This is a genomic window from Pseudomonas sp. KBN10P06128, assembly GCF_037574945.1.
Lineage (GTDB): Bacteria > Pseudomonadota > Gammaproteobacteria > Pseudomonadales > Pseudomonadaceae > Pseudomonas > Pseudomonas aeruginosa.
On record NZ_JBBELR010000001.1, the window covers coordinates 1,760,044 to 1,775,926 of the forward strand.

Genomic DNA, 15,883 nt, shown 5'->3' on the forward strand with positions numbered 1-15,883 from the left:
CGACAGCGGACACCGGACGCATGCTTATTTCACCAGCGCCTTCTCGCCTTCCTCGCGGACCCAGAACAGGGTGGCGCCGGCGACGGCGGCGGGCATCATGACCAGGTTGACCAGCGGGATCAGCAGCGCCAGGTAGGTCATCCCGCCGAAACCCATGCACGCCCAGCGCTTGCTGCGCAGCCAGGCGAGCATCTCGTTCCAGCCGAGCTTGTGGTTGTCCGCCGGATAGTCGATGTACTGCACCGCCATCATCCAGATGCCGAAGAGGATCCACAGCGGCGTGGCGATCAGGTTGACCCCGGGCACGAAGCTCAGCACCAGCAGCACCAGCGCGCGCGGCAGGAAGTAGGCGAGCTTGCGCATCTCGCGACCCATGGTGCGCGGGATCATCGCCAGCAGTTCGGCCCAGCTGAACGGCGGGAAGTCGTCGCGGCCGCGAACCACCACCTCGACCTTTTCCGAGAGGAAGCCGTTGAACGGCGCGGAGATGATGTTGGCGACCATGGTGAAGGTGAAGAACACGATCACCAGCACCAGCAGGACGAACAACGGCCAGACGATGTACTGCAGGAAGCTCAGCCAGTCGGGCAGGCTGGGCATCAGCAGGTCGACCCAGTGGCTGAACTGCTGCATCGCGAAGCCGATCAGCAGGGCGAACACCAGCAGGTTGAGGGTCAGGGGGATCAGCACGAACAGGCGCAGGCCGGGACGCATGATCAGCTTCAGGCCTTCGCCGAGGTATTGCGGGCCGCTCAGGGCTGGCATAGGGAATGGTTCTCCGATGGGATGCGGGCTGAAACCTTAGCAGACTGGCGAAAGCCCGCGACAGAGCCTGTTTGACCGCGCATTTCAGGCTTGCGCCCGGTACAGGCAATAGTGGTTGCGCTGGCGCTTGGCCTCGTACATGGCGCTGTCGGCGGCACGGACCAGTCCTTCGGCATCGCCGGCATGCCGCGGGTAGAGAGCGATGCCGATGCTCGGGGTGACGAAGTCGATGCGTTCGCCATTCAGCGCGATCGGTTGGACCAGCGCCGCCAGCAGGCGTTCTGCGAGGCGCTGCGGATTGTTTTCCTGGCTGTCCTCGAGGAGCACGGCGAATTCGTCGCCGCCCAGGCGGTAGGCCTTGTCCGGCTGCCGCAGGGTGCTGCGTACCCGTTCGGCGACGGTCCTGAGGAGGGCGTCGCCGACGTCGTGGCCGAAGCGGTCGTTGACCTCCTTGAAGCGGTCCAGGTCCAGGTACAGCAGGGCCAGTTCGCTTCCGCCGGAGCCGGCGCGAAGCAACGCCTGGCCGAGCTGTTCGTCGAAGGCCTTGCGGTTGCCCAGGCCGGTCAGCGGGTCGCGGTAGGCCATTTCCAGCAATTGCTGCTGGTAGGCGATCTGGTCGCTGACGTCGCGGACGATGCCGCGGTAGCCCCGCAGTTCGCCCTGCAGGTCGTGGATCAGCGAAACCGTGGCCTCGAAGTAGCCGAGGCTGCCGTCGGCGCGCTGCAGGGGGATGGCGAAGGTCTTGCCTGCGCCGCTCTGCATGGCGCGCTGGAAGGGTTGGCGGGCACGCGCCAGGTCGTCTTCGCCGAGCAGTTCGTAGTAGGGATGGCCGATCAGCGTTTCGCGCGTCTGACCGAGCAGTTGGCAGAGCGCGGGGTTGACGGTGAGGATCACGCCGTCGACGTCCATTTCGAAGTAGCCGTCGCGCATCGACTGGAGGATCGCCCGGTCGCGCGCCTCGCTGTGTTCCAGGCGCTCGAGCATCTGGTTCATCTCGCCCGCCAGTTGTCCCAGCTCGTCGTTGCCGAAGTCGCTCAGGCGTATCGAGTGGGCGTTGCGTCCGACTTCGGCGACCTCCCGGTTGAGCCGTTGGACCCGGCGCAGGACCCACAGCTCCAGGGCCAGGTAGCCGACCAGGAAAGCGCCCAGCGCGACCAGCAGGGAGGCGCCGAGGAAGAAGTTGATGGCCTTCTCGCCCTGGATGTAGAGCAGGCGTCTCTTGGTGATGTCGAAACGCAGCTGCGGCTCGCCGCTGGAACTCAGGTACTGCACCGAGACCTGCTGGACATGTTCGCCGATGAATCGCCGCGGGCTGAGCAGGGCCTGGTTGTGGGTACTGCCGCTGCGGCTGCGCAGCGGCTTCCAGGTGGCGTCGGTGGCGATGTTGGGCATCGGTTGCAGGTCGGCCTGCATCTGTTCGCGGAGGTTGGCCAGGCGTTCCCGGTCGAGGAAGTAGCCGGCGAGGATCGCGCCCTTCGCCGGCGCGCTACCCTGGTTGTTGCTGATAGGCACGCTGACCAGCAGGGTCGGCAGGTTGTCGACCAGCAGCAGCTCGCTCAGGCTGTGGTCGGTGCGTCCGCGAAAGTCCAGCGCGCCGAGGCGGATGGCGCGTTGCTGCAGTGCCTCGAGCAGGGCCTGGTCGCTGGCCGAGGGGGCGCCGAAGAGCACGCGCTGGTCGGGCGCGGGCGGGGACCACTGCTTCAGTTGCAGGTGACCCCGGTCGTCGAGGAACAGGACGAAGTCGAATCCCAGGTCGTCGAGCATCTCGTGGTCGAGGTTTTCCTGTTCGAAGGTCTCGTTGGGGTGCTGGATGAAGTCGTAGCTGGCATCCCACCAGGCGTAGGTGCGAACGATGTCCAGGTGGCGCTTCAACTCGAAGTCCAGCCGGTTGTGCAGGACGGTGGCGCCCTCTTGCAGGCGTTGCTGGTCCTCTCGGTCGAAACGGCTCAGCAGGATGCTTTCCGACAAGAGCCAGATACCGCCGAGACTGGCGGCCAGCAACGGCAGGAACAGCCAGAGCAGGCGTGTGCGTAGGGGCATGCGGTGAAGACGGGTAATGGACGACAGCATGAGTCTAGCCGCAGGTTGAGAGCATAGGCGGACTCTATCGTGCGAATTGAAATTCGACATTTCAATGTATCGTCGTGGCTGGGTAACCTGCGCTGCATATTCTTCCGGGAGCCTGGCGTCGCCAGGCGCAACCCAACCTTCTAGGAGCCTCGCGATGAGCGTACTGGTCAACAAGCAAGCCCCCGACTTCACTGCTGCCGCGGTCCTCGGCGACGGTTCCATCGTCGATGCCTTCCAGCTTTCCAGCCTGCGCGGCAAGTACGTCGTGCTGTTCTTCTGGCCGCTCGACTTCACTTTCGTCTGCCCCTCGGAAATCATCGCCCACAACAACCGCATGGATAAGTTCCGCGAGCTGGGCGTCGAGGTGGTCGGTGTCTCCATCGACTCGCAGTTCACCCATCACGCCTGGCGCAGCACGCCGGTGGAGAAGGGCGGCATCGGCGCGGTCGAGTTCACCATGGTCGCCGACGTCAAGCACGAGATCACCCGCGCCTACGGCATCGAGCACGAGGACGGCGTGGCCTTGCGTGCTTCGTTCCTGATCGACCGCGCCGGGGTGGTCCAGCACCAGGTGGTGAACAACCTGCCGCTGGGGCGCGAGGTGGACGAGATGGTGCGTCTGGTCGAGGCCCTGCAGTTCACCGAGGAACACGGCGAGGTCTGCCCGGCCGGCTGGCGCAAGGGCCAGAAAGGCATGAAGGCGAGCGCCGAGGGCGTGGCCTCGTACCTGGCCGAGAACGCCGAGGCTCTGTGATCCCGATGGCGGGCGCGAAGTGTGCCCGACCGACCTTTTTCCGGGGCGACCGCTCCTTCCAAGCCTTCCCCATGTGCTTTGGTGGCCCCGTTTTTATTCGCGCCGACGCTGATGTCGGCAGGAGTCCGACGAGATGCCCGATACCCTCCGCCACGCCCGAGTGATCATTCTCGGTTCCGGTCCCGCCGGTTACAGCGCGGCTGTCTACGCCGCGCGCGCCAACCTCAAGCCGCTGCTGATCACCGGCATGCAGGCCGGCGGCCAGTTGACCACCACCACCGAGGTCGACAACTGGCCGGGCGATCCCCACGGCCTGACCGGCCCGGCACTGATGCAGCGGATGCAGGAGCACGCCGAGCGCTTCGAGACCGAGATCGTCTTCGACCACATTCATGCCGTGGACCTGGCCGGCAAGCCGTTCACCCTGCGCGGCGACAATGGCACCTACACCTGCGACGCACTGATCGTCGCCACCGGTGCCAGCGCGCGCTACCTGGAGTTGCCGTCGGAGCAGGCGTTCATGGGCAAGGGCGTGTCGGCCTGCGCCACCTGCGACGGTTTCTTCTACCGCAACCGCGAAGTGGCGGTGATCGGCGGCGGCAATACCGCTGTCGAAGAGGCCCTGTACCTGGCCAACATCGCCAGCCGGGTGACCCTGGTGCATCGTCGCGAGACCTTCCGCGCCGAGAAGATTCTCCAGGACAAGCTGCAGGCGCGGGTCGCCGAAGGCAAGATAGTGCTCAAGCTCAACGCCGAGGTCGATGAGGTGCTTGGCGACACGATGGGCGTCACCGGCGTGCGCCTGAAGACCCGCGATGGTGGCAGCGAGGAGATCGCCGTGGATGGCATGTTCGTCGCCATCGGCCATACTCCCAATACCTCGCTGTTCGAAGGGCAACTGGCCCTGAAGGACGGCTACCTGGTGGTCAACGGCGGGCGCGAAGGCAACGCCACCGCGACCAACGTACCGGGTGTGTTCGCCGCCGGCGACGTGGCCGACCACGTCTACCGCCAGGCGATCACCTCGGCCGGCGCCGGCTGCATGGCCGCGCTGGATGTGGAGCGCTATCTCGATTCGCTCTGATGAGAAGACAGCCCTGAGTGCTGCGTGCAAGGAAGGCCCCGCTTCGGCGGGGCTTTTCTTTGTCCGTTCGGAAAGCCGCGGGCAGTGGGTCGTCCGGTTACGCATCCGCCGACGGCGGACATCGGGGCCGAGCGGCGTACCGGCAGAACACGACTTAAGGACGGCGGACTGCGAATAGAGCAATTGCTCTAGCCGGCCTAGAATCCAGACGCTTCATCCTTCCCACGACAAGACAATAGAAGGAGCGTCATCCATGTTTCTCAGCCCTAGCGCGATCTGCCTGCTCGGCCTGATCGCCTGGACCCTGTTGCTGGTCTTCCTGCTGGTCAGCCAGCGCGGCCTGCTGGTACTCGGCGGGCGGATGGCGGTGAACGCCTTCGCCGCCGATGGCAGCAACACGCCTGGCGGTTTCGGCCAGCGGCTGGTGCGAGTCCATGCCAACTGCGTGGAGAACCTGCCGCTGCTGGCCGGCGCGCTGCTCTACGCGATCGCCAGCGGGCAGAGCAGCCTGACCGACCCGTTGGCGCCACTGGTGCTCGGCGCACGGCTGTTCCAGTCGCTGATGCACCTGGTCAGCACCTCCGCGCTGTTCGTCTGGCTGCGTTTTGCCGGCTTCTTCGTGCAGTTGCTGGTGCTCGCCTGGTGGCTGCTGCTCCTCGCGGGGCTGGCCTAGCGGCGCCGGGTCAGTCGCCGGCGGCCAGTTGCTCGGCGAATACCTCGCGGTCGACGTTCGCTCCGCTGAGGATCAGGCCTACCTTCAGCCCCTTCAGGCGCTCGCGCTCCTGCCAGGCGGCGGCCAGCGCCGCCACCCCGGCGCCCTCGGCGACGTTGTGGGTGCTGGTGAAGCACAGGCGCATGGCCGCGCCGATCTCCCTGTCGCTGACCCGCACCAGGCGATCGGCGCCGGCCAGGATCATTTCCAGCGCGCTCGGGTCCGGCGTACTGCACGCCATGCCGTCGGCCAGGCGGGTGTCGACCGGGTGGCTGATCGCCGTGCCGGCCTCGAACGACAAGGCGTAGGCCGGCGCATGGGCGGACACCACGCCGACGATGCGGGTCTTCAGGCCCAGCGCGTCGCGCGCGGCGATCAGGCCGCAGATGCCCGAACCCATACCGATCGGCACGTAGACTTCGTCAAGGTCGGCCAGCGCGGCGAACAACTCCAGGCTGTAGCTGGCGACCCCGGCCACCAGCCAGGGATGGAACGCCGGAATCAGGTGCAGGCCTTCGTGCCGGGCGCGCTCGGCGGCGTATTCGCGGGAGGCCTGGAAGTCCTCGCCATGCTCGATCAGCTCCGCGCCGAGGCTGCGCATCGCCGCGTTCTTCTCGCGGCTGTTGCCGTGCGGCACGACGATGATCGGCTGGATGCCGTAGCGGCTCGCCGAGAAGGCCACCGACTGGCCGTGGTTGCCGCGGGTGGCGCTGATCACGCCGGCCGGCCGCTCACCCTGGTGCGCCAGGTGGTGGAAATACACCAGGCCGCCGCGCAGCTTGAAGGCCCCCACCGGCAGGTGGTTCTCGTGCTTCATCCACACTTCGCAACCCAGTGCCTCGCATAGCAGTGGCCAGCGTATCTGCGGCGTCGGCGGCAGGCTCTGGTAGACGATGGCGGCGGCTTGTTGGAGGGAGGCGAGAGAAAAAGGCATGCGTGGTTTCCCCGTGCTGGTGGTCGGACCAGCCTAGGGAGCGCACGGCAGATTGAACAGGCACACGTAGCCAGGGTTTCGCCGGGGGACTGTACCGTTGCGCGGATTCGCCGTCTCGCGGCGGGTGCCTGGCGGCGAAAACGACTGCCGCCCGGAGCGGGCGGCAGTCGAGGGCGTTACAGCAGGGTCCAGGCGTCCTGCCAGGCCATGCCCTTGCCCGGGGCGTAGTAGAGGTCCCAGCCCTTGCACCAGCCGGAGTTCGGGTAGGGCTTGCACTGGTAGCGCTTGCCATCGGCACCGCGCACTACGGTCCCGGCGTCGTATTGCTGCTGGCCTTGCGGATAGTCGAAGTCGACCTTGCCGTCGCCGCCCGGTTGCTCGCCGCCGCCCTCGACCGGCAGTTCGATGTCGACCTGGAAGCGGTAGCCGGCCTGGCGCACGTAGACCTGGTTGTCCTGCGAGCTGGCCACCGGGCTGACCGCCCCGTAGGCATCCAGCACGCCGATGTTGACCAGGGTGGAGTCCTGGTTGACCTTCTGCGCCAGCGCCAGCGGCCATTGCTTGGCACCGTTGGTGCCCTGGGCCAGGGTCAGGCTGTGACGCTGGGCGTCGCGGCCCTGGGCATCGAACAGACGCAGGGTGACGGTAGCACCGGCTGGCAGGTCCTGCTGCGCGCGCAGGTTGCCCAGCGCTTGCCAGGGGTTGGCGACGGCGCCGCTGAAGCTCACGTCGATGCAGGCGTAGAAGGCTTCCGGGCTGTCCGAGCGCTGCCAGACGTTGTAGATCACATGCTTGCCGGTCTTGCCCTGGGGCAGCGGGCAGTTCATCCGGTAGGTGCCGTTCTCCAGCTTGACGCTGGTGATCGAGCAGAACGGCGCGGGTTCCAGGTCGCTCCAGGCCAGCGGCTTCTCGGGGTTGTAGCCGTCCTTGGTGATGTAGAAGTCGAAGTAGCGGGTCGCGTGCGGCGCGCTGGCCTTGTAGACGAACTGGAAGTTGCCGCTGGCGTCCGGCGCGATGGCGGTGCTGGGCCAGTCGCTGCGAGCCAGGTTCAGGCCCTTGAACAGTGCCTTGCCGGCGCCGCAGAGCTGGCCGTCGGGGACCACCGCCTGGTGGTTGCCGTTGGCATTGCCCTGGTTGACGCCATTCCAGTCGTACAGCGCCTGGGTGCCGCCGGCGGCGACGGCGGCCTTGCAGGCGGCCGACTTGGGATTCTCCGGACCTTCGAGGAAGCAGCCGTAGACGCGGCTGGGCGGCGTTTCCATCGAGCCGTGGGCATGGGCTGCCTGGGGCAGGAACAGGGCGAGGGTGAGTGGCAGGAGTGCCAGGGTGGCTGAGTAGTGTTTCATGACAAGTCCTTTTTTCCAGAACCGGATTCATTTCGAAGCGGGCTGATCCTAGCCCTCGGTGCCGGTTTGAGGTCCCTACCAAATGTGACGGGCCGGTCAGATTCGCTACCCATTCCAGATGGATGTCGCGGAATGCAAAGCGGTCGGCACCCGCACTGTGAGCCGGTAGAGGCAGGCAAAGGGCCGCCATGGGGGCGGGGAAGGCAAGCCGGCGGGAAGGTGGCGGACCTGTCAGAACGATCAGTGTCCGCGCCCGGCCGCAGCCGGGCGGGAAGGGAACTAGACCTGGCTGCCGAGCTGTTCGGCGCGACGCAGCCAGCCCTGGCGCTGTTCCTCGCTGGAACTGCGCATCGGCGCGAACTCTTCCAGGCGGCGGGTGGCGATGCCACAGGCGCCGAGCACGCTGCGCACCATCTGCCGGTGCGCCGGCGGGCCCTTGAGGAAGCGCAGCCGCGACAGCGGCTGGTCGTGGCAGACCAGCAGGTCGGCGCTGCGCCCGCCCAGCAGTTGCTCCCAGTCCTTGTCCTGGGTGCCGCGGTAGCGGAAGGCGAAGCCCGGCTGCAGGGCGCGGTCGAAGAAGCCCTGCAGCAGCGCCGGCAGGCCGCCCCACCAGACCGGGTAGACGAACACCAGGTGCTCGGCCCAGTGGATCTGCCGCTGCGCTTCCAGCAGGTCGGGTTCGAGCACCTGGCTCTGTTCGTAGCCTTCGTGGAGGATCGGGTCGAAGGCCAGCTCGCCCAGCTTCAGTTCGCGCACCACGTGATCCTTGCTGCGCGCGCCCTGGGCGTAGCATTCGGCGAGCAGGTGGCAGAAGCTCTTGCGCTTGGGCGAGCCGACGATCAGCAGGATGCGCTTGCCGTCGCCTTCCAGCGGGGTGGCGCCGGTCTTGGCGGTTTCAACCATGGTGGCCGGCCTCCAGCATCTGCTCCGGCCGTACCCATTCGTCGAACTGCGCTTCGTCCAGGTAGCCCAGCTGCAGCGCCGCGGCGCGCAGGGTGGTGCCTTCGGCGTAGGCCTTCTTGGCGATTTCGGCGGCCTTGTCGTAGCCGATGTGCGGGTTCAGTGCGGTGACCAGCATCAGGCCGCGCTCCAGCAGGTCGGCCATGCGCTGGGCGTCCGGCTCCAGGCCGGCGACGCAATGCTTGTTGAAGTTGCGGCAGCCGTCGGCGAGCAGGCGGATGGACTCCAGCAGGTTGTAGACGATCACCGGCTTGAACACGTTGAGTTGCAGATGGCCCTGGCTGGCGGCGAAGGAAATCGTGCTGTCGTTGCCCATGACCTGGCAGGCCAGCATCGACAGCGCCTCGCACTGGGTCGGGTTGACCTTGCCGGGCATGATCGAGCTGCCCGGCTCGTTGGCCGGCAGCTTCACCTCGGCGAAGCCGGCGCGTGGGCCGGAACCGAGCAGGCGCAGGTCGTTGGCGATCTTCATCAGGGCCACCGCCAGGCTCTTCAGGGCGCCGGAGAGGATGACCAGCGGCTCGTGGCCGGCCAGGGCGGCGAACTTGTTCGGCGCGGCGACGAAGGGCAGGCCCGATTCGGCGGCGATTTCCGCGGCGATGGCGTCGGCGAAGCCCTTCGGCGCGTTGAGCCCGGTGCCCACCGCGGTGCCGCCCTGGGCCAACTGGTAGACCGCCGGCAGCGCCGCGCGGATGGCGCGCTCGGCGTAGTCGAGCTGGGCGACGAAGGCCGAGAGTTCCTGGCCGAAGGTGATCGGCGTGGCGTCCATCAGGTGGGTGCGGCCGGTCTTGACCAGGCTGGCGTGCCGCGCCGACTGTTCGGCGAGACCGCCGGAAAGCTCGGCGATGGCCGGCAGCAATTGTTCGTGCACGGCCTTGGCGGCGGCGATGTGCATGGCGGTGGGGAAGCTGTCGTTGGAACTCTGCGCGCGGTTGACGTGGTCGTTGGGATGCACCGGCGACTTGCCGCCACGCGGATTGCCGGCCAGTTCGTTGGCGCGGCCAGCGATCACCTCGTTGACGTTCATGTTGGTCTGGGTGCCGCTGCCGGTCTGCCAGACCACCAGCGGGAAGTGTTCGTCGTGGCGGCCTGCGAGGACTTCGTCGGCGGCCTGTTCGATCAGCCGGGCGACTTCCGGCGGCAGTTCGCCGAGGTGGTCGTTGACCCGCGCGGCGGCTTTCTTGATCAGCGCCAGGGCGTGGATCACGGCGAGCGGCATGCGCTGGCCGCCGATGGCGAAGTTCTCCAGCGAACGCTGGGTCTGGGCGCCCCAGTAGGCGTCGTCGGGCACCTCGATGGTGCCCAGGCTATCGGTTTCGGTCCGGCTCATGAGTGTTCTCCAGGGTGCGTATCCGGCAGTTTAGGCCTTCGCTCCCGCCTTGGGTTCCGCTGCCGTCGCTTCCTCGTGGGCATTTTTCGCCGCGCTGCGGGTCGGAAATAGATTGCCCGCCGCCGGCCTCACCAGCGCGCGCGGGTCGAACCGATCCAGCCGAGGGCGCCGTCCACCGGCACGCAGTCGCCGTCGTCGTGGCGCAGGGTGCCGTTGAAACGGCCGAACCACTGGCGGGTATTGGCATAGAACAGGCCGACGCTGGGCCGCGCCTGGTGCAGCTGTTCGGGACGGAAGAGCAGCTCGACGCGACCGCAGGCGCTGTCCAGGCGCCATTCGGCCAGCGGGTCGCGAGGCTCGCGGATGTGCACGTCGTCGAGCACGCGGCTGAGCTTGCCGCCGAACCACAGGGCGTTCTCGCGCAGGTCGCTGGCTTCGGTCCAGCCGGTGCCGAAGTTGCCGGCGATGCCGCCGGGGGCGGCGAAGGCGGCGCGGGTCCAGTAGGTATGCAGCGGCCAGACACCGCGGCCGAAGTCCAGCGCGGCGAAGCTCTGGCCCGCCTGGCAGTCGTAGCGCCGGCGGCCGAGCTGCAGGCAGCCGCTGATCGGCAGGCCGAGCTGGCGGCTGCAGGCATGGAAGGTGTGTTCGCCCATCGGCACCACCAGGTTCACCGACTCCAGGTGCGACGGTCGTCGCACTTCCAGCGCCAGCTCCAGCGGCAGGCCACCGAGGTCCGGGGCCTGGCCGGTGACGCGCAGGCGCCCGGGCTGTTCGTCGAAGCGCAATTGCAGGTGGGGATGCTCGAAGGCATGGCTGGCCTGCGGCTCGTCGGGCAACTGGCAGCCGAGGCCGAAGAAGCGGATCTGCGTGTGCGCTACCGCCTGGCCGCTGTCCAGGTCGAGGAAATAGGCGGCGCCGTAGGTCAGGTAGTCGAGGTCGGCGATGGTCAGCGAGAGCATCCAGCCGGGGCTGACGATGCACCAGTGGTTCCAGCGCTTGCGCCGGCCGAAGTGGCCGGGGATGTGGCAGAGCACCCGCGGCCGGGCGGACCAGCCGACCGCCCGGGGATCGAGCCGGCCGTGGCCGTCGCAGAGGTTGCGCAGGGGCGGGGGCGATACGGCGAGGGTATCGGCGGCGGTTCCGTTCATCTAACACATCCATGTGACAGGCTGACGCAAGCATGCCGGCTGCGGAAGGAAGGCGGCAAGTACCCACTACAGAACTGATAGTAGACGGCATGGAGCGGGCGGGCGCCGGATAGGATTCTCCCGATATTCGGCGCCGCGCTTGAGCGGATTTCGAACTTAGGCGCAGAATGTCGGGTCCCACGGACACATCTACCCAACCTCAAGGATTTTCCATGACCCGTCTTCGCCTCATCGGCAGCGCCGTGCTGCTCAGCCTCAGCTCCATGGCCATGGCCGATTCCGCCAGCCAGGCCGAGCAATTCCTCAAGCTGGTCCATGCCGACAAGCTGACGGTCCCGGTCTATGCCCAGGTGCAGCAGATGCTGGCCCAGCGCTTCGCCCAGGCCAAGGCGCCGGAGAGCAAGAAGGCGGTTCTCGAGCGTTACCAGGCCAAGGCCAATGCCGAACTGGACCGCGCCATCGGCTGGGACAAGATCAAGCCCGAGCTGATCAAGCTTTACACCACCAACTTCACCGAGTCCGAGCTGAAGGACCTGAATGCCTTCTACCAGTCGCCGCTGGGCAAGAAGGTGCTGGAGAAGATGCCGCGCCTGACCGCCGAATCCGCCCAACTGACCCAGGCCAAGCTGCAAGGCGCCGTCGAGCCGGTGAACAAGCTGATGGCCGACATGGACAAGGAACTCGGCGTCGCCGCGCCGGCCCAGAAGAAAAAGTGAGTCGTGATTCGCGATGAGCATGCGTGACCGTATCCAGACCGCCCTGCAGCCCCTCGATCCGCAACACGTCGAGGTGCTCGACGAGAGCCACATGCACAGCCGCGGGCTGGAGACCCACTTCAAGGTGGTGCTGGTCAGCCCGCAGTTCGCCGGGTTGAACGCGGTGAGGCGGCACCAGAAGGTATATGCCACCCTCGGTGGGTTGATGGGCGAGTTCCACGCCCTGGCGCTGCATACCTTCACCCCTGAGGAGTGGAGCCAGGCTGCGGTGCCGGCCTCGCCGACCTGCCGCGGCGGGAGCAAGCACGACATACCCTGAGACGGCGTCCGTCGCGGCGGGGTGCAGAGCCTGCCCCTGCTGCGCTAGACTACGCACCCAGCGCCGGCCTTCCGCCGGCGTTGTCGTTTCCATGGCGCCAGCGGCTGGCGCTTTTCGTTCCGGTCCGCCCTTTACGCGGGCGACCACCTGGAGGCTATATCCCCATGACATCCATCGTCGTGGCGGCGCTGTACAAGTTCGTGACTCTCGACGATTACGTGGCGCTGCGTGAACCCCTGCTGCAAACCCTGCTCGACAACGGTGTGAAAGGCACCTTGCTGCTGGCCGAGGAAGGCATCAACGGCACCGTCTCCGGTAGCCGCGAAGGCATCGATGCGCTGTTCGCCTGGCTGCGCAGCGATCCCCGGCTGGCCGATATCGAGCACAAGGAATCCTACTGCGACGAACAGCCGTTCTACCGCACCAAGGTCAAGCTGAAGAAGGAAATCGTCACCCTCGGCGTGCCTGGCGTCGATCCGAACAAGCAGGTCGGCCAGTATGTCGAGGCGAAGGACTGGAATGCCCTGATCAGCGATCCGGAAGTCCTGCTGATCGATACCCGCAACGACTACGAGGTGGCGATCGGCACCTTCGAGGGCGCGGTCGATCCGAAGACCAGGTCGTTCCGCGAGTTCCCCGAGTACATCAAGGCCCACTACGACCCGGCGCGGCACAAGAAGGTGGCGATGTTCTGCACCGGCGGCATCCGCTGCGAGAAGGCTTCCAGCTACATGCTCGGCGCCGGTTTCGAGGAAGTCTTCCACCTCAAGGGCGGCATCCTCAAGTACCTCGAAGAGGTGCCGCAGGAACAGAGCCTGTGGCGCGGCGACTGCTTCGTATTCGACAACCGCGTGACCGTGCGCCACGATCTTAGCGAGGGCGAGTACGATCAGTGCCACGCCTGCCGCAACCCGGTTTCGCTGGAGGACCGCCAGTCCGAGCACTACGTGCCCGGCATCAGCTGTCCGCACTGCTGGGACTCGCTGAGCGAGAAGACCCGCGCCGGCGCCCGCGAGCGGCAGAAACAGATCGAACTGGCGCGGCAGCGCAACCAGCCGCACCCGCTCGGTCGCGATCCGCGCCAGTCCACGCTGGAGAACTGAACCTTGGCCAAGGCCCGCCTGCTGTACGTGATGGACCCCATGTGCTCCTGGTGCTGGGGCTTCGCCCCGGTCGCCGAGGCGCTGTCCCGGCAGGCGGCCGCCGACGGCGTCGCTTTCCACCTGGTAGCCGGTGGCCTGCGCGCCGGCCACGGCGCGGCGCTCGACCCGAATACCCGCGGCTACATCCTCGGCCACTGGCAGACCGTGCAGCAGACCACCGGCCAGCCGTTCCGCTTCGACGACGCGTTGCCCGAAGGCTTCGTCTATGACACCGAGCCGGCCTGCCGGGCCCTGGTGGCGGCGCGCAGCCTCGACGAGGAAAGCGCCTGGCCGCTGGTAAGGGCGATCCAGCGGGCGTTCTACGCCGAGGGTCGCGATGTCACCCAGGCGGCGGTGCTCGCCGGCCTGGCGGAAGCGGTGGGACTTCCGCGCATCGAGTTCGCCGCGGCCTTCGACAGCGGCGAGGCGCGTGACGCCACCGCCGCCGATTTCGCCTGGGTCCAGGACCTCGGCATCGCCGGGTTCCCGACCCTGCTGGCCGAACGCAACGGCCAACTGGCGTTGCTCACCAACGGCTACCAGCCGCTTGCCGAACTTTCACCCTTGCTCGGCCGCTGGCTGGAACGGGGCCGGCATGAGTGAGCGCGGAGACCGCCTGAGCTGGGCGGAGATTCGTCGACTCGCACTGCGCCATAAGAAAGCCCTGTTGTTCGCCAACCTGGTGGCGGTGCTGGCCACCCTCTGCACCGTGCCGATTCCCTTGCTGCTGCCGCTGCTGGTGGACGAAGTGCTGCTCGGCAAGGGTGACGGCGCGCTGCGTTTCATGGACCGCCTGTTGCCCGCCGACTGGCAGGTGGCGTTCGGCTACATCGGCCTGATGCTGGCGGCGACCCTTCTGTTGCGGGGGGCGGCGCTGGTATTCAACGTGCTCCAGGCGAAGCTGTTCGCGCGGCTGTCCAAGGACATCGTCTACCGCATCCGCCTGCGTCTGATCGAGCGCCTCCGGCATATCGCCCTGGGCGAATACGAAACCCTCGGCGGCGGGTCGATCAGCGCCCACCTGGTGACCGACCTGGATACCCTGGACAAGTTCGTCGGGGAAACCCTCAGCCGCTTCCTGGTCGCCTTGCTGACGCTGCTCGGCACCGCCGCGATCCTGGTCTGGATGCACTGGCAGCTGGCCTTGCTGATCCTGCTGTTCAACCCGCTGGTGATCTGGTCCACGGTGCAGCTGGGCAAGCGCGTCAAGCATCTCAAGAAGCTCGAGAACGACAGCACCGCGCGCTTCACCCAGGCGCTCACCGAGACCCTCGAGGCGATCCAGGAAGTCCGCGCCGGCAATCGCCAGGGCTATTTCCTCGGCCGCCTCGGCCACCGCGCCCAGGAGGTCCGCGACTACGCCGTGGCCTCGCAATGGAAGAGCGACGCCGCCGGGCGCGCCAGCGGCCTGCTGTTCCAGTTCGGCATCGATGTGTTCCGCGCCGCGGCGATGCTTACCGTGCTGCTCTCGGACCTGTCGATCGGCCAGATGCTCGCGGTATTCAGCTACCTCTGGTTCATGATCGGTCCGGTCGAACAGCTGCTCGGCCTGCAATACGCCTACTACGCCGCTGGCGGCGCGTTGCAGCGGATCAACGAGTTGCTGGCGCGGGCCGACGAGCCGCGCTACCCGCCGCTGCGCGATCCGTTCGCCGGCCGCACGACCGTTGGCATCGAGGTGCGCGGGCTGGATTTCGCCTACGGCGAGGACAAGGTCCTGGAGCAGTTGGACCTGAACATCGGCGCCGGCGAGAAGGTTGCCCTGGTCGGCGCCAGCGGCGGCGGCAAGAGCACGCTGGTGCAACTGCTACTCGGCCTCTACAGTGCGCAGCGCGGCAGCATCCGCTACGGCGGGGTGCCCCTGGAGGAAATCGGCCTGGACTGCGTGCGCGAACATGTCGCGGTGGTTCTCCAGCATCCGGCGCTGTTCAACGACAGCGTGCGGGCCAACCTGACCATGGGCCGCGAACGCAGCGACCAGGCCTGCTGGCGGGCTTTGGAGATCGCCCAGTTGGCCGACGGCGTGCGGCGCCTGCCGCAGGGGCTGGACACCGTGGTCGGGCGTTCCGGGGTGCGCCTGTCGGGCGGTCAGCGGCAGCGCCTGGCGATCGCCCGGATGATCCTCGCCGAGCCCAAGGTGGTGATCCTCGACGAGGCCACCTCGGCCCTCGACGCCGCTACCGAGTACGCCCTGCACCAGGCGCTCGGCGACTTCCTCGAAGGCCGCACCACATTGATCGTGGCTCATCGGCTGTCGGCGGTGAAGCAGGCCGACCGGGTCCTGGTCTTCGATGGCGGGCATATCGCCGAAGACGGCGACCACCAGCAACTGATCGCCGAAGGCGGCCTCTACGCCCGGCTCTATGGACATCTGCAACAGATGTGAGGCGCCAGGCTGTCGCCTGGCGGTTTTTCTCGTATATTCCATATAAGACATCCGGTTTTTATTGGCTGCGGCAATAAAAAACGCTGTCTGTTCCGCCAGGTGCAGGGCAGGTTCGGCAAACAGCCACTAAACTCCTACTGTTTGCCGGGTGTCCGCCTCCTCCAGCGTCGTGGCTGCCGGCAGGCAAGGCCTCGGGAGTTCTGCGACGGGATCTTGA

15 protein-coding genes are annotated in these 15,883 nt (G+C 67.0%); 8 read left to right on the forward strand and 7 right to left on the reverse strand.

Going from position 1 to position 15,883, the window contains the following annotated elements:
• Positions 1-24: 24 nt before the first annotated feature.
• Both cysZ and VQ065_RS08185 read right to left on the reverse strand, forming a co-directional pair.
• The gene (gene cysZ / locus VQ065_RS08180; RefSeq protein ID WP_003085838.1) at positions 25-765 is read right to left on the reverse strand and encodes a sulfate transporter CysZ; all 741 of its coding nucleotides are present in this window, start codon (positions 763-765) and stop codon (positions 25-27) included.
• Between the two features lie 84 nt (positions 766-849).
• Positions 850-2,805 carry a sensor domain-containing diguanylate cyclase gene (locus VQ065_RS08185; RefSeq protein WP_031630121.1) on the reverse strand — a complete coding sequence of 652 codons (1,956 nt, stop codon included), beginning with the start codon at positions 2,803-2,805 and terminating at the stop codon, positions 850-852.
• A gap of 184 nt (positions 2,806-2,989) precedes the next feature.
• Between VQ065_RS08185 and VQ065_RS08190 the strand changes: the two genes are divergently transcribed.
• The 3 genes from VQ065_RS08190 to VQ065_RS08200 all read left to right on the forward strand — a co-directional run bounded on the left by VQ065_RS08190 (position 2,990) and on the right by VQ065_RS08200 (position 5,346).
• The gene (locus VQ065_RS08190) at positions 2,990-3,589 is read left to right on the forward strand and encodes a peroxiredoxin (RefSeq protein WP_003085842.1); all 600 of its coding nucleotides are present in this window, start codon (positions 2,990-2,992) and stop codon (positions 3,587-3,589) included.
• Positions 3,590-3,722: 133 nt separating this feature from the next.
• Positions 3,723-4,673 carry a thioredoxin-disulfide reductase gene (trxB, locus tag VQ065_RS08195; RefSeq protein WP_003085844.1) on the forward strand — a complete coding sequence of 317 codons (951 nt, stop codon included), beginning with the start codon at positions 3,723-3,725 and terminating at the stop codon, positions 4,671-4,673.
• A gap of 253 nt (positions 4,674-4,926) precedes the next feature.
• On the forward strand, positions 4,927-5,346 hold the full coding sequence (locus VQ065_RS08200; RefSeq protein ID WP_003085846.1) for an MAPEG family protein: 420 nt from the start codon (positions 4,927-4,929) through the stop codon (positions 5,344-5,346).
• Positions 5,347-5,356: 10 nt separating this feature from the next.
• On the opposite strand, the gene VQ065_RS08205 is transcribed toward VQ065_RS08200, so the two are convergent.
• The 5 genes from VQ065_RS08205 to VQ065_RS08225 form a co-directional block, all read right to left on the reverse strand.
• Complete coding sequence (locus VQ065_RS08205; RefSeq protein ID WP_003085848.1) at positions 5,357-6,319, reverse strand: threonine dehydratase; 963 nt, start codon at positions 6,317-6,319, stop codon at positions 5,357-5,359.
• A gap of 176 nt (positions 6,320-6,495) precedes the next feature.
• A complete protein-coding gene (gene cbpD / locus VQ065_RS08210; protein WP_003085850.1) occupies positions 6,496-7,665 on the reverse strand; it encodes a chitin-binding protein CbpD in 1,170 nt (389 codons plus the stop codon).
• 279 nt (positions 7,666-7,944) lie between these two features.
• Positions 7,945-8,568, reverse strand: a complete 624-nt coding sequence (locus VQ065_RS08215) for an NAD(P)H-dependent oxidoreductase (protein WP_003085852.1) — start codon at positions 8,566-8,568, stop codon at positions 7,945-7,947.
• Positions 8,561-9,955, reverse strand: coding sequence for a class II fumarate hydratase (locus VQ065_RS08220; RefSeq protein WP_003085854.1), 1,395 nt, complete (start codon positions 9,953-9,955; stop codon positions 8,561-8,563). The genes VQ065_RS08215 and VQ065_RS08220 overlap by 8 nt, the downstream gene beginning before the upstream one ends.
• Positions 9,956-10,083: 128 nt before the next feature.
• Positions 10,084-11,103, reverse strand: a complete 1,020-nt coding sequence (locus VQ065_RS08225; protein ID WP_003085857.1) for a DUF2804 domain-containing protein — start codon at positions 11,101-11,103, stop codon at positions 10,084-10,086.
• A gap of 167 nt (positions 11,104-11,270) precedes the next feature.
• Between VQ065_RS08225 and VQ065_RS08230 the strand changes: the two genes are divergently transcribed.
• From VQ065_RS08230 to VQ065_RS08250, 5 genes are all read left to right on the forward strand, one after another.
• The gene (locus VQ065_RS08230) at positions 11,271-11,819 is read left to right on the forward strand and encodes a DUF2059 domain-containing protein (RefSeq protein ID WP_003120754.1); all 549 of its coding nucleotides are present in this window, start codon (positions 11,271-11,273) and stop codon (positions 11,817-11,819) included.
• Between the two features lie 13 nt (positions 11,820-11,832).
• Positions 11,833-12,138 carry a BolA family protein gene (locus tag VQ065_RS08235; RefSeq protein ID WP_003085859.1) on the forward strand — a complete coding sequence of 102 codons (306 nt, stop codon included), beginning with the start codon at positions 11,833-11,835 and terminating at the stop codon, positions 12,136-12,138.
• A gap of 164 nt (positions 12,139-12,302) precedes the next feature.
• Positions 12,303-13,241, forward strand: a complete 939-nt coding sequence (gene trhO / locus VQ065_RS08240) for an oxygen-dependent tRNA uridine(34) hydroxylase TrhO (protein ID WP_003085861.1) — start codon at positions 12,303-12,305, stop codon at positions 13,239-13,241.
• Between the two features lie 39 nt (positions 13,242-13,280).
• On the forward strand, positions 13,281-13,883 hold the full coding sequence (locus VQ065_RS08245; RefSeq protein ID WP_003145641.1) for a DsbA family protein: 603 nt from the start codon (positions 13,281-13,283) through the stop codon (positions 13,881-13,883).
• Positions 13,876-15,666, forward strand: coding sequence for an ABC transporter ATP-binding protein (locus VQ065_RS08250; RefSeq protein ID WP_003085865.1), 1,791 nt, complete (start codon positions 13,876-13,878; stop codon positions 15,664-15,666). Before VQ065_RS08245 ends, VQ065_RS08250 begins: the two co-directional genes overlap by 8 nt.
• Positions 15,667-15,883 lie beyond the last annotated feature (217 nt).